The sequence below is a fragment of the Wolbachia endosymbiont of Culex quinquefasciatus Pel genome, assembly GCF_000073005.1.
Classification (GTDB): Bacteria; Pseudomonadota; Alphaproteobacteria; order Rickettsiales; family Anaplasmataceae; genus Wolbachia.
In genome coordinates this window covers 633,684-647,218 of record NC_010981.1, presented here as the reverse complement: position 1 = coordinate 647,218, position 13,535 = coordinate 633,684, and the positions used below count along the sequence as shown (strand labels likewise).

Genomic DNA, 13,535 nt, shown 5'->3' with positions numbered 1-13,535 from the left:
GAAAAAGTTTAGGTATGCAATCACGCTTAGGCAAATGTTGGTTTAGGTTATTAATTTTGGTAATCTGTGTTCTGGTTACAGGTTGTAGTAAGAATGATATGCCTTTTCCAAGATGTATATCTGCTGATTATTTTGGTCCTGAACCCATTGCAATTGGTGCTCATTTTCCAATCGGTCATGATGCGTTTTTTCCAGAAGGTGAAAGTGGAGAACCTATTGATCCTGAAACCGGAGAAATCAATTATGGTTTTCACCCTAATCAAGTAGTGAAGTGGAAGGATACCGGCCTTGAAACCAATGGAGATAGTTTAGTAGTACGAGTAAATGGTGCATGGACATCTTGGAGCAATAGTAATAAGAAGAAATCTCAAAGTAGTTATAGTTTGGAAAGTTTGGAGCAGTTAAAATATGCAACCAAATTTGAAAGAGGGAAAGGTGACAACAGTCTGCCTGACTTTCACTTAGTTTGTAATGATTATAAACCTAGCATACAAAAATTTTCAAGTAAGCCTAAAGAAAGTTGCACTGTAAAGTGCAAGTGCATTAATGAAGATGATAGCGCAAATACAGTATCACGTGGTGCTCCATGTTGGTTTACTAACGGCCATGGTGCTTATCTTTTATTTAAAAGGCCTAGCGATTCTAGTCCTAACGAAAATTTAAAATCCATGCGTAACCCTGAGTCTCCTACTGTACATCTAGGTTACAATTCCGTAGCGGAAGATGGAAGTGGGCTTTTTACTTTAGACAGAGATAACACCACATTACAGGACAGGAGTTGTAATACGGTGAGGTTAGAAAAAGGATGGAAAATATATGTAAAGATATTAGATAGATATTATCTAGATAATGCAGGTGGCTACTCTTTTGAATTTTTGAGCGGAGTGCAGAAACCAAGTAACTTTGGATTTTTTGATTACATTTATAACTATCTAAAATGTGTATTATTGATTAACGAAAATTGTAAAAAGCATTTTGATAGCAATGATCCTGCAGCTGCACAAGCGATATTTCAAAATATAGCTGAAAAAAGTACGAGCTTTCACAATTTTGTTCTTTCCTTGCTTGTTCTATTTATAGTGATTTCATCGCTTCTTTATCTTTTTGGAATGATAAGAGAAACTAAGCATGATATGCTCATCAGAATGATGAAAATCACTCTAGTAATAGTGCTTATATCTCCTGGAAGTTTTAGATTTTTCTATGATCATTTTCTTGTTTTATTTGTTAAAGGTCTTGAACAATTGATAAGCATAATTACTAATTTTGCTCCCAACATGAACACCGGAGGTAATTCAAACGTTGCTCAAGGAAATGAAGCTAAATTGTTTAGCTTCATGGAGGATATGTTTAATAAGTTTTTTGCTTACTCTGTTTGGAAAAAGTTTGCAGCATTTTTACATTATCAAATGTGGGCAAGTCTCCTTATGATACCGGCAATTTTTATAGGGATTGTCTTATATTTCCTGCTGTGTATGTATGCTTACATAATATTCCTTTCTGGTTTTATGGGTATAGCTTTTCTTGTAGCTATAATGCCGCTATTCCTAATCTCTATTTTATTTTCACCACTGAAAAGTCTATTTGAGGGTTGGATAAAATTCTGTATTAGTTTCTGTTTGCAATCAATTATGATATTTACCCTGCTGTCATTACTTGCTGCGATGATAATGAATACCTTTTATAAACAGTTAGGCTTTACTGTGTGCTATAATAAATGGCTTGAAATAAAGTTATGTGCTCCAAAATGGGTATTTGGTGGTTTTTGTATAATTGATAAAGAATACTTTAGCTGGACTCCAGGGCAAATTTTTGTACCTTATGCTATTGGAGAGGCTTCTACATTGAACGTAGATAAGAATATAGAAGGTATAGAAAAACTAAGCAGAATAGGTGGTACAGTAAAGTTTACTGGTGGCGCTGGATATATCCCTCTTCCACCAGATTACATTAATAAAGGTTTTCGTTATATAGATTATCCTTTCTTTAATCCAATTCCTGGAACTAAAGATAATCCAGCAGACCACTATATTGCGGAAAGTGATATGATAGTTAGTAATGGCTGTAGTGCAAAAGATCTAGTACGCTTAACAAATAGTTTATCTCATGCATCAGAGAGGGCTGACATTATATTACTGATCAACAATATAGAGAAAAGGATAGGTGATGTTAGTGAAATAATAAAACGCTACTGTCAAGATATAAATAAATGCAATAGTTATAGGGAAATAATTAATGAAATAAGATCTTTAGTGCGGAGTGCGATAAAAAAACAAGGTTGTAGAATACTGAAACTTCATGATTTATATAAGGATTCCAACAGTGAATACTGTCAGAAATGTAAAGATTGTGAGGATTGCAAAAATTATAAAGAAGATAGTGATTACCAAAGGGTGCAAGACATACAGAGAGGTTATTTAATCAACGCAGGAGAGATCTTTGTATTGTTCTTGCTTTCGTTTTTGATGTTTTCTTTGAAGGAGTTTGTACAACAGATGGGCTCAAGCATTGCCGGTGGTGGGTTTGGTGTTTACAATATATCTAGTATGTATCAAGCATCACCTGTGACTGGTTTAATGCAGGGATTAAAACAACAGATGCAAGATAAAATTGGTGGAGGGCTAGAGTCTTTAGGTAATTGGGCTACTCATGTACCGGACAGATTAGCTGGAGGTACAGCTAATTTGCTAGGTAGAATACCAGGAGTTGGGGGTGTGCTGAAATATGCTATTAATGTGCCACGTAAGCTTGTAGGTGCTACTATTGAAGCAACAAAATTTGCAACATCACCTAAAAATGATGTTGATAAGCTTGAGGAAAAAATCTACAGGGCGTTTGGAATTGATAAAGAAGATATTGCACATAGAAGAATTGATAAATATTTAGAATATTATAAAGGATATGTAGGATCACATTTGGGCTATACAATAGAAGATGCTATGAAGTTTACTTGGGAACATGGTCTCGACTCTATAGGAACTAACCCTGCTACAGGAGAAAAGGATGGTTACCAGCATAATCTACTCTATAGAGCAAAAACATATAGACGGGAATTTCTTGAGAAGCTTCATGACTACACTATTGGCCGCAAGAGAGAACCAGAAGAAGATGAATCATCAAAAGAAAATAAGCCTAATCAATCAAATCGAAAATTAGGTACGGAACCAGAAACCCTAAAAAACACTACAGAAGCTATACGTGCCGGAGAAGATAGAGAGCGTCAAGATAATGAAAGGAATGAGAACATAGAGAATGATGAAGAATCGTAATTTCAAAGGGCTAAGTTATTATGGTCTTCAGCAAGACGAAGATGGTAATATCAAGTTAAACGATTACAATGATGTTTTAAATGCGCGCAGAGCGAGGGTAGATTTGTTACTAGATAGCACTAAGCAAGGTGATGTTAGTCTTTCAAAGCTAAATAAAGCTCTGAATGAGAGACTTATAGATGATAAAGGGCTATCGTCAGAATTTGACAAAGAAGACAAAGAAATTGCACAGAAGGAGCTTAAGATGTTCTCTATTTTAGACGATCTTGATAATCTTGCAAACATTGAAAGTGAAGATCTATTAGAGGTTAGTTTGTTACTATCAGATCTTAGTTTTATAGAGAGAAATATTGTGTTGAATGCCGATCAGAGTTCTGATCTAATAGGGTTCAAAAATCTATTTATAGAAAAAAAAGCATCTGGTGAGGAATATAGTGATGAAGAGTATCACAATTTCCTCGATAGTATAGAGAAAATCAATACTTTAATTAAGTTAGAGTTAGAAAGTAGAATTGAAGGGATGGGTCATGATGAAAAAAACAACCATGATGATTTACAAGACGAGATTGGTCGTGCAATCAGTATAGAAAATAAATCAAAGAAAAGCGATTGATCTTGCGTTCCTCCACAAGCAAACTTCTTTCTATTAGACTGCTGAAGCTATGTTGACATTAAATGTGTATTATAAATAATTAGTTAACTTCGAACTTGTTTTATATGTTACGTGTTATTGCGGGTAAATATCGTGGAAGAAAAATAACTACAGGCAAGAATTTAGCTGCACGGCCCACTATGAGTAGTGTCCGAGAAGCAATATTTAGTATACTTTCTTCAAGAAAACCTATTTATAACCTAAATGTACTTGATTTATTCTGCGGAAGTGGCTCTTTTTCATTTGAAGCACTTTCTCGAGGTGCTAAACATGCATTCATGGTAGATTCAGATTATTACAATTTGCAACTGCCTAAAAAAACAGCAGAAGATTTTGGAATTACGAACGATATCACGTTAATTTGTTGCAATGCTAACGGATTACCAAGACCTATTTCAAAGTGCGATATAGTTTTTATGGACCCACCTTATAATATCAATCTGGTTAACTCAACTTTAGACGAGTTAGCTCACTCAGGCTGGTTAAATGATAATGCGTTAATAATTCTAGAAATGAGGAAAAATGAAGGTTTTGAGTGCAATAAAAACTTCAATATAATTGTGGAGCGTACCTACGGTATTGCAAAAATAATTTTTCTTTCTTCACTCACTTGAATTTCTTTTGTAAACATCTATAGCTAAGCTAAGTAAGATTTTTCCGAGGACTGAAAGAAAAAATCAATTCGTTTTGGTGGGAATACGGTGTGTAACAGCAAATCAATACGAGTTGATATACTAGAAACCTCAGTTATGGATTAGCCGATAAAGAAAGGCATAGAAATAGAAGGCTTTTTGGACTGCATGGAGTAGGAAATCAGAACAGAAAAAACATGAATTAGGAAATTTGTTGGCGATCTATGTCTTGTATGCTCAATCTCAAATTTGTTTTTCAAGGAATCAAAAACAGTCTCAATAATCGACCTTTTCCTTAATAAAATCTTCTCTTTAAGTGAAATTAGTGCGTTTTTCATACCTTTTTTTACTTTAGTGACTAACTTTAGGCCTCTATCGAAGAGTTTCTCAAAAAGCTCTTTCTTTATATAGCCCTTATCTCCAAACAAAAGTCCGGTCAGTCTTTTAGTGAGAGTTGGTAAAGGTTTTCTGTCATCAACGTTACCTTTGGTTAGGGTAAGTGCTTGAATTTCACCAATTTCGTTAATCACTAAGTGCAACTTGAAGCCAAAAAACCAACCATACGTACTCTTACTAATTTCTGCTAGATGATTAAAAACTTTATTCCTAGAGATCCTTTTTTTGTGGCAAACGGCAATCGTAGAGGTGTCGATGTAGGAAGTGCCGGTCATTTTCGCTTGTTCACAGAACCATTGCAAAAGTAATGCTAAATACCACAAAACTCGCGGCTTTAAGGCAATAAATCTGTGATATGAAGGCAGCTTTGAAAACTCTGATCTATAGAATAACTGAAGATAACAAAGATAAAAAGCCTTGAAGTTTTTACATGGTGATTTATGGTATAACAGGATTATGGTTAGAATTTCTGAGTGCGCTATTTCTGGTACTCTGGTTGGTTTTTTGCCGTTTGATAAGAACCTATTTGCAAAATTATCATCTACCGCACGACAAAAATCCTCGACGCAACAGTACAGTTCTGTAATATCTTTCTTCATGGGTAACCTCTTATTATTACTAAAATACTCGAGTTTACCCTGTTTCCCTCTTCTTAGTTATACTTTTATCTATTTTCTAATCCATAACTGAGGTTAGAAGAAGCAGTATGGAAAGAAATGAAGATGGTACTCAAAACCTCAGTTATGGATTAGCCGATAAAGAAAGGCATAGAAATAGAAGGCTTTTTGGACTGCATGGAGTAGGAAATCAGAACAGAAAAAACATGAATTAGGAAATTTGTTGGCGATCTATGTCTTGTATGCTCAATCTCAAATTTGTTTTTCAAGGAATCAAAAACAGTCTCAATAATCGACCTTTTCCTTAATAAAATCTTCTCTTTAAGTGAAATTAGTGCGTTTTTCATACCTTTTTTTACTTTAGTGACTAACTTTAGGCCTCTATCGAAGAGTTTCTCAAAAAGCTCTTTCTTTATATAGCCCTTATCTCCAAACAAAAGTCCGGTCAGTCTTTTAGTGAGAGTTGGTAAAGGTTTTCTGTCATCAACGTTACCTTTGGTTAGGGTAAGTGCTTGAATTTCACCAATTTCGTTAATCACTAAGTGCAACTTGAAGCCAAAAAACCAACCATACGTACTCTTACTAATTTCTGCTAGATGATTAAAAACTTTATTCCTAGAGATCCTTTTTTTGTGGCAAACGGCAATCGTAGAGGTGTCGATGTAGGAAGTGCCGGTCATTTTCGCTTGTTCACAGAACCATTGCAAAAGTAATGCTAAATACCACAAAACTCGCGGCTTTAAGGCAATAAATCTGTGATATGAAGGCAGCTTTGAAAACTCTGATCTATAGAATAACTGAAGATAACAAAGATAAAAAGCCTTGAAGTTTTTACATGGTGATTTATGGTATAACAGGATTATGGTTAGAATTTCTGAGTGCGCTATTTCTGGTACTCTGGTTGGTTTTTTGCCGTTTGATAAGAACCTATTTGCAAAATTATCATCTACCGCACGACAAAAATCCTCGACGCAACAGTACAGTTCTGTAATATCTTTCTTCATGGGTAACCTCTTATTATTACTAAAATACTCGAGTTTACCCTGTTTCCCTCTTCTTAGTTATACTTTTATCTATTTTCTAATCCATAACTGAGGTTGAGAGAGCTTAATCAAGCAGACTATGAAACTAAACTTGATATAATAAGAAAGTTAGTTCAACGCATTGAAATTGACGATGATAACGTACATATAGTGTTTCGATTGAAAGAACTCGCTCGAAAGGGAGTGTTAAATAAACTGTGTCAAACCGAGAAGTAAAGTAATAAATTGATAAAATGGAGGTTTGACACAGTTTATTTAACACTCCCCAACATTCTATCGGGATGCCAGTGTCAGCTACTTGCATGACATCCTCTTGCTTCTATAGGTGTCTTTATCTCGTCTACTTTATTTTGCCACACAGATACAATGGTTTCACATGCACTTGGTAGGCTATCTATTTTGACAAAGAAGGACTACCAACACCTTCAGCGTTTGCATCACTAAACTTACTTGCTACTTTATCAATAGTCCAAACGAGTGGCGTAACAACGAGCGCAGCAGACCAAATAACAGCACTAACAACATAACTCAAAACTGTGTTAACAAACTGAGCTAATGCACTACTATGGACACGTGCCTTACCTGACAACATGGATGAATAATCTATCAACGATTTTGTACTGTACTTAAGATCACAACCATCTGTTACTTTCGCTAACCCTTTTGCCGGCCAATATGATAGATACGCCAATGCTAGATATAAAGGTTGTAGGGCTATATTAGCTAATGTATAAGTAGTAAGATAAGTCAGAGAATGACACCTCAAACTACCAAAAGCTACATTTTTCACTGGCTCAATAACACTATTAATATAATAAACGGACTTATAGAAACTATTTTGTGGAACTTCGTTACCTTCAACGCTTTTTCTAGGAATATCTCCGAACTTAGCATATCTACTAAAATTCTTGAATAAACTTGACATATTACCCCTCTAAAAATAAAAAATAATTACCTTGTCAGTATAGTTCATTTTAGAATAACTGCAATAAACATCTTACAAATTATGTGTTGCGCAAAAGCACATATTAACATACCATCGAAAATAAAGAGGTCAGCATGAGTTTTACTTTACCTGAGTTGCCATATGATAAAGCAGCTTTAGAACCTTACATATCTGCAAATACATTGAATTTTCATTATGATAAGCACCATAAGGGATATTTAAATAAACTCAACGAACTGGTTGAAAACACAGATTATCAACATATGGAAATTGAGGAATTAGTAACGAAAGTTCATGGAAATAATAATACAGTTCCTATTTTTAACAATGTAGCACAAGTTTGGAATCACACTTTTTATTGGAATTCAATGAAAAAAAATGGTGGTGGTAAACCTAAAGATGATGGTCTTCTAGCAAAAAAAATTCAAGATGATATTGGTGGCTTTGACAAATTTTGTGAAGAATTTTCAAATTATGGAGTAAGCCAATTTGGTAGTGGATGGGTGTGGTTAGTGCTTGAAAAAGGAAAACTCAAAATCACTAAAACTCCAAATGCGGATCTACCGCTAATTTATGGCCAGGTGCCACTACTTACTATGGATGTATGGGAGCATGCATACTATTTGGATTGCCAAAATCGCAGAATTGACTACATAAAAGTTTTTCTTGATCATTTGATCAATTGGGATTTTGTAGAAGAGAATTTAAAGAAGAATATATAAGATGAATATACCACAAGTAACAAAACTAGATAATGGTCTGCGCATAATAACTGAGCGAGTGCATGAAGTTGATTCCGTAGCTTTAAATATACGAGTTGGTGTTGGCAGTAGAGCTGAAAGTGCAAGTCAAAATGGAATATCTCATTTCCTAGAGCACATGGCTTTCAAAGGAACAAAGACAAGAACTGCTTTTGAAATTGCAAAAGCTTTTGACGATATAGGTGGAGCCTTCAATGCCTGCACCGGTAGAGAAAGCACCAGTTATTATGCAAAGGTTCTTAAAAAAGATATAAAAACTGGCATTGATATATTAATAGATATATTAATGAATTCTACATTTCCAGAGGATGAATTGGAACGCGAAAAGGGTGTTGTAATACAAGAGATTTTTCAAACCAATGATTCACCAAGTGATATCATTTTTGATAAGTATTTTGAAGCAGCTTATAAAGATCAACCATTTGGTAGGTCAATCTTGGGTACGCAAGATACTGTTAAATCTTTTACTCGAGCTAATCTAGATAACTATATAAATGAGCATTACTTTGGCGAGAACATTATATTTGCTGTTGCAGGAAATGTTGAACATGAGGAGGTTGTTCAATTAATCAAAGACTTTCTCTCAAAGATTCATTCAAAAGAGCTAAAAAAAAGCGAGAATGCAAGTTATACCGGTGGTGAGTATTTAGAACATCGTAAATTAGATCAGGTGCACTTGTTAATTGGGCTACCTAGTGTTTCTCGTGATGATAATAAATATCACACATTTAAAGTCCTTGATTCTATACTGGGAAGTGGCATGTCATCACGCCTGTTTCAGGAAGTAAGAGAAAAGCAGGGTCTTGCTTACTCCATTTACTCATTCAACTCTAGCTATGCTGATACGGGAATGCTTTCGATTTTTGCTGGTACAGATAGTAGTAATCTAGATAAGCTTTTAAAATCCATAACGACAGAGCTAAAGAAATTGTCTACAGATGATTTAAAGGAAGAAGAAGTAAATAGAGTAAAAGAACGAGTAAAATCTCAAATTTTAATGTCACGCGAAAGTGTTAGCTCACGTGCTGAAACATTAGGACACTACTACGGTAACTATAATAAATACATCAGTAAAAATGAATTAATAGAAAAAATTAGTGCTGTTACTATTTACGATATAAAAAAAGCAGCAGAAGAATTGCTATCTCAGCATGAGAGAATTACTTTAGCTGCGATTGGAGAAATTAAGTCACTGCCAAGTTACGATAAAGTTGTTTCTATGCTTAGTGTACTTTAATTATGTTGCTTATGCTCACTAAAAAGTTCAATGAATGGTTGCAAAATCCTTTCTATAAAAAGTTTCCTTTCTGGTTCATCGCGTATACCACTAATTATTTTATTGAAAGCTTTTTCGCTGTTTTGTAAAATAAATAGCTTTCTACTGATTGCACAATAGACAAGGCAGTTAAAACTCCTCCTATCACTAAACAAGAAGCTATAGCAGGTACAGTACCCACTGCAATTCCAGTTGCGATTAATGATAAACCAGCTAAGAGTGTAAAGGCTGAAACGCAAAACGCTATTTGATGTTTTTCTTTATTTTTAACCATAAATGCCTCACAAAATTATATTTTTAGTATACCCGTATATATACGGTACTGTCAAGTTTTTAAAGAAGATTAAAAAATGCAACGCACATGTACAAAATATGAACTAGGTATATAGTTCACAATGCAGCGGTATTTCACTAATCCAATTATTTTTTTCCTGATCTAGCCTATCATTCAATATTGCTTGTCTTATTGATTCCATCAACTTATTCATGAAGAAAACATTGTGAATGGTAACGAGTGTATAAGCCAGCAACTCTTTAGCTTTCAGTAGATGGTGTATATAGGCTCTTGAATGTTTTCTGCAAGTAAAGCACAAACAGTCATTTTCAATTGGGTTATCATCTAGTTCGAATCGTTGATTTCGCAAATTAATATGCTCTTTACGCTTTGAAGAAATAGAATCTCTGTTTTTTACTTTAACAAGCGCGCCACCATGTCTTGCGAGGCGAGTTGGATGCACGCAATCAAATGTATCAACTCCAAGCTCTACTCCACGAAAAATGTCTACAATTCCACCAATACCAAGCAAATGAGTAGGCCTATCTTTTTTTAAATGTTCCATAGTAAAGGAAACTACATCATACATCTGCTCTTTACTTTGACCAAGTGATCCACCTATTGCTTGACCAAAAAATGGCAAATCGTTGATAAAATCACAACTTTCTCTACGCAAATCTTGATACACTCCGCCTTGACTAATTCCATAAAGCGCCTGTTTGCCATCATTATTTTTTTCAAACTTATTTAAAGAACGTTCAGCCCATCTATGGCTCATGAGCATTGATTTTCTTGTGTATTCTTTACTGACATGGAATGGAGTACATTCATCTAAAACTAGGATTAAATCTGCACCTAATTTTTGTTGAATTTGTATCGACTTTTCAGGAGTTAGACAATAAGTTTTACCATTTATGTAAGAACGAAAAATTGCCCCATCCTCGTTAATTTTGATCAGAGTTTTTTGCTTCTGTCTTATTCCCTTTATTTCTTCCGAAACTGACCCGTGCCCTAAACTAAATATCTGGTATCCACCAGAATCAGTGAGCATTGGCCCACTCCATCCCATCATCTTGTGCAAGCCACCAAGCTTTGCCACAGTATCCTCTCCCGGTTGGAGCATTAGGTGATAGGTGTTGGAAAGTATTATCTGAGTACCTGCTTCTCTGATTCTCTCGATATCTGCAGCTTTAATAGCAGCTTTGGTTGCACAAAATATAAATGCTGGTGTTTCTATACTTCCATTTGGAGTTTTGATCGTTCCAACTCTTGCAGAACCTGATTGCTTAGTTATCCTAAACGAGAACTTTTCCATCTATTTACTTGAAAGTTCTGCTATGATATTTTCCACTTTTTCAGGAGTGAGGTTTTCATAAAAGTCATTATTGATCTGCACCACAGGGGCATTAACGCATGCACCAAGACATTCAACTTCCTTTAAAGTAAATAGATTATCTTTAGTAGTTTCACCGATATTGATTCCTAGTTTCTTTTTAAAGGTATTTAACACTTCTTCGCTATTGCACAACCAGCAAGGAGTTGTTCTACAAATTTGTATGAGATATTTACCTACTGGTTTTAAATTATACATGGTATAAAAATTTGCCACTTCATACACGCGAATATGTGGAATATGAAGCATGTCAGCAACGTAGCGCATGGCAGATTCAGGAACCCATCCGCATTGTTCTTGAACCAGGTATAGTAAAGGCATGACGGCACTACCTTCTCTACCTTTAGGATACATCTCTATAGACTTTTTCGCTTTTCTGAGGTTGTCTGATGTAAAACTAAACTGCTCTTCTTTCTCTTTCATCTAATAAAGTTCGTGTAAATCTCAACAAATTATACTTGAAGAGTTAACAATTGCAATTGTTGGTTTTTTGAGCTCTACAATATTATATCTGTAGAGTGGGTGCATTCAATTTGTGAATTCTTTACTGCTACTCATTTTCCATATTTCGCTTTGCAGATTATAAAGGTATTAATTTCTTAATTTTAGTTAAAATTTTATTGACGTTACATATAGAAATAATCATAATAGCGTTTTATTAAAATTTTAAATATAATTATGTCTATATTAAGTAGATTATTTAGAGTTAATACAACTACACTGAAAGTTAAAGAAGCGATAGGTTTTAACCCAGTAAACGTAGGGTTGATTGAAGGAAATGGAGTTACTTATGGACTCAGCTATCAAGATAACGGCAATGGAAGCAGTAGAGTAAAGTTACTTATTAGTCCATTATATCAATCGAAAACATACGAGTGTGATACATGTGTCAACGTAGCAAATGAATTCAAGGGCCAATTATCTCCCACACTAATAGAAAATTCAGCTGAAGTAGATAAAGTTGGAGTTATTTTTCCTACAGAAGAAACTAACAAAGAAAGAAAGTGCATCAAAGGCTTAACATTCAACACTTACGAAATCAAGCATTCAACTAATGTTCCCTTAGTTGAATACGTAGGAAAAGTAAAATTGTACAAGAACATTGATATAAATAATCTTGCAAATGAAGACAATAGTTATAGCTCTTTTCATAATAGTCCAAACGAGGTAAAATAAGTTTTTATAGTAGTGAAGGTAAGTATGCCAGCAGCATATAGTTATGATTTAAGAAAAAAAGCAATGGAAGTACTAGAAGAAGGGGAAAGGAGAGAAACAGTGGCAGCAAGATTTAAAATTGGAAAAACTACATTATGGGAGTGGCAGCAAAGAAAAAAAGAAACAGGAGATTTTCAGTCAAAAAAACTTGGAAATGTAGGTTATAATCACAAAATTACCGACAGGAATAAATTTACTGAATTTGCCAAAAAACATGGTGGAAAAACTCTATCGGAAATGGCTAAGCTTTGGGGCAATGTTAGTATCACAACGATCCATCGAGCTCTTAAAAAAATTGGACTCACACGCAAAAAAAGACATATGGATACAAAGAAAGGAACGAAGAAAAACGCGCTGAATTTTTGAAAATTATAGCAACAAAAGAACCTCAAAACTTAGTATATATAGATGAGTCTGGCATTGATAACACTGAGGACTACCCTTATGGATATTGCCAGAAGGGACAGCGCTTTTATGCTCTAAAATCTGGTAAAAAAATTCAACGAATCAGTATGATTGCAGCCTTAAACGGCAGAAAAATAGCTGTTCCGTTAACATTTGAAGGCCACTGTAATATGGATATCTTTAATAAATGGTTTGAGCAGTTCCTGACACCGATTTTGGAACCTGGACAAACTGTTATCCTTGATAATGCTACTTTTCATAAGTCTAATAAGATTACTGAACTTGCTAAAGGAGTTGGTGCAGAAATTTTATATCTACCGCCTTATTCTCCCGATTTTAACAAAATTGAGCATCATTGGTTTGCTATAAAAAACAGAGCTAGGAAAAACATCCCTCTATTCACATCTTTTCGTCATGCTGTTGATTCTGCTTTTCTATAAGCTTTTCGGACTATTATGAAAAGAGCTATACTTTCAACCAAAAGCAGTAAAAGTTGGTAATGGTAATGTCATTGTAATTGCTCATAACTTAAAGGATCAAATTTTAGTTTCTTGGTACTTAGAATTAAAAGTAGATGGAAAGTTCAGAGCTTTACCTGGAAAAGCAGGTATTATAGAAAGAAAATTATTCAAATTTGACAATCCAGGGCAATTAGT

At 34.6% G+C, this 13,535-nt stretch carries 13 protein-coding genes; 7 read left to right on the top strand and 6 right to left on the bottom strand.

All coding sequences use genetic code 11. From position 1 onward, the window contains the following. Positions 1–14: 14 nt before the first annotated feature. The 3 genes from WP_RS02965 (at position 15) to rsmD (ending at position 4,535) form a co-directional block, all read left to right on the top strand. Positions 15–3,269 (top strand): TrbL/VirB6 family protein, encoded by a 3,255-nt coding sequence (locus WP_RS02965; RefSeq protein WP_012481863.1) that lies wholly within the window; start codon positions 15–17, stop codon positions 3,267–3,269. Further along, positions 3,253–3,882: a WD_0853 family protein gene (locus WP_RS02960; protein WP_012481862.1), complete on the top strand. Its 630-nt coding sequence runs from the start codon at positions 3,253–3,255 to the stop codon at positions 3,880–3,882. Before WP_RS02965 ends, WP_RS02960 begins: the two co-directional genes overlap by 17 nt. Positions 3,883–3,986: 104 nt before the next feature. Then, positions 3,987–4,535 carry a 16S rRNA (guanine(966)-N(2))-methyltransferase RsmD gene (gene rsmD / locus WP_RS02955; RefSeq protein WP_007302024.1) on the top strand — a complete coding sequence of 183 codons (549 nt, stop codon included), beginning with the start codon at positions 3,987–3,989 and terminating at the stop codon, positions 4,533–4,535. Positions 4,536–4,675: 140 nt separating this feature from the next. On the opposite strand, the gene WP_RS02950 is transcribed toward rsmD, so the two are convergent. From WP_RS02950 to WP_RS02940, 3 genes are all read right to left on the bottom strand, one after another. Further along, entirely contained in the window at positions 4,676–5,548 is an 873-nt protein-coding gene (locus WP_RS02950; RefSeq protein ID WP_007301954.1) for an IS982-like element ISWpi16 family transposase, read from the bottom strand. Between the two features lie 149 nt (positions 5,549–5,697). Next, a complete protein-coding gene (locus WP_RS02945; RefSeq protein WP_007301954.1) occupies positions 5,698–6,570 on the bottom strand; it encodes an IS982-like element ISWpi16 family transposase in 873 nt (290 codons plus the stop codon). 433 nt (positions 6,571–7,003) lie between these two features. Beyond that, positions 7,004–7,534: a hypothetical protein gene (locus WP_RS02940; RefSeq protein WP_007302022.1), complete on the bottom strand. Its 531-nt coding sequence runs from the start codon at positions 7,532–7,534 to the stop codon at positions 7,004–7,006. A gap of 134 nt (positions 7,535–7,668) precedes the next feature. On the opposite strand from WP_RS02940, the gene WP_RS02935 reads away from it, so the two are divergent. Together WP_RS02935 and WP_RS02930 are read left to right on the top strand one after the other, a co-directional pair. Next, positions 7,669–8,277 carry a superoxide dismutase gene (locus WP_RS02935; RefSeq protein WP_007302021.1) on the top strand — a complete coding sequence of 203 codons (609 nt, stop codon included), beginning with the start codon at positions 7,669–7,671 and terminating at the stop codon, positions 8,275–8,277. Position 8,278: 1 nt separating this feature from the next. Next, entirely contained in the window at positions 8,279–9,553 is a 1,275-nt protein-coding gene (locus tag WP_RS02930) for a M16 family metallopeptidase (protein ID WP_007302020.1), read from the top strand. Between the two features lie 94 nt (positions 9,554–9,647). Here the strand turns inward: WP_RS02930 and WP_RS02925 are convergent, their stop codons facing one another. From WP_RS02925 to nuoE, 3 genes are all read right to left on the bottom strand, one after another. Beyond that, positions 9,648–9,866: a WD_0736 family protein gene (locus tag WP_RS02925; RefSeq protein WP_007302019.1), complete on the bottom strand. Its 219-nt coding sequence runs from the start codon at positions 9,864–9,866 to the stop codon at positions 9,648–9,650. Between the two features lie 103 nt (positions 9,867–9,969). Beyond that, entirely contained in the window at positions 9,970–11,181 is a 1,212-nt protein-coding gene (gene tgt, locus WP_RS02920; protein ID WP_007302018.1) for a tRNA guanosine(34) transglycosylase Tgt, read from the bottom strand. Then, a complete protein-coding gene (gene nuoE, locus WP_RS02915) occupies positions 11,182–11,682 on the bottom strand; it encodes an NADH-quinone oxidoreductase subunit NuoE (protein WP_007302017.1) in 501 nt (166 codons plus the stop codon). It abuts the gene before it with no gap. 255 nt (positions 11,683–11,937) lie between these two features. Between nuoE and WP_RS02910 the strand changes: the two genes are divergently transcribed. Then, on the top strand, positions 11,938–12,435 hold the full coding sequence (locus WP_RS02910; protein WP_007302016.1) for a hypothetical protein: 498 nt from the start codon (positions 11,938–11,940) through the stop codon (positions 12,433–12,435). A gap of 24 nt (positions 12,436–12,459) precedes the next feature. Beyond that, positions 12,460–13,319, top strand: a protein-coding gene (locus WP_RS07135) for an IS630-like element ISWpi11 family transposase (protein ID WP_076611713.1) whose coding sequence is annotated in 2 segments (ribosomal slippage) — positions 12,460–12,784 and positions 12,784–13,319 — 861 coding nt in all. Because the reading frame shifts where the segments join, the coding sequence is not laid out codon by codon here. Positions 13,320–13,535: the final 216 nt, after the last annotated feature.

Coding starts and splice junctions, on each gene's coding strand:
- WP_RS02965 (WP_012481863.1), top strand. CDS start 15: ATGCAATCACGCTTAGGCAAATGTTGGTTTAGGTTATTAATTTTGGTA.
- WP_RS02960 (WP_012481862.1), top strand. CDS start 3,253: ATGATGAAGAATCGTAATTTCAAAGGGCTAAGTTATTATGGTCTTCAG.
- rsmD (WP_007302024.1), top strand. CDS start 3,987: ATGTTACGTGTTATTGCGGGTAAATATCGTGGAAGAAAAATAACTACA.
- WP_RS02950 (WP_007301954.1), bottom strand. CDS start 5,548: ATGAAGAAAGATATTACAGAACTGTACTGTTGCGTCGAGGATTTTTGT.
- WP_RS02945 (WP_007301954.1), bottom strand. CDS start 6,570: ATGAAGAAAGATATTACAGAACTGTACTGTTGCGTCGAGGATTTTTGT.
- WP_RS02940 (WP_007302022.1), bottom strand. CDS start 7,534: ATGTCAAGTTTATTCAAGAATTTTAGTAGATATGCTAAGTTCGGAGAT.
- WP_RS02935 (WP_007302021.1), top strand. CDS start 7,669: ATGAGTTTTACTTTACCTGAGTTGCCATATGATAAAGCAGCTTTAGAA.
- WP_RS02930 (WP_007302020.1), top strand. CDS start 8,279: ATGAATATACCACAAGTAACAAAACTAGATAATGGTCTGCGCATAATA.
- WP_RS02925 (WP_007302019.1), bottom strand. CDS start 9,866: ATGGTTAAAAATAAAGAAAAACATCAAATAGCGTTTTGCGTTTCAGCC.
- tgt (WP_007302018.1), bottom strand. CDS start 11,181: ATGGAAAAGTTCTCGTTTAGGATAACTAAGCAATCAGGTTCTGCAAGA.
- nuoE (WP_007302017.1), bottom strand. CDS start 11,682: ATGAAAGAGAAAGAAGAGCAGTTTAGTTTTACATCAGACAACCTCAGA.
- WP_RS02910 (WP_007302016.1), top strand. CDS start 11,938: ATGTCTATATTAAGTAGATTATTTAGAGTTAATACAACTACACTGAAA.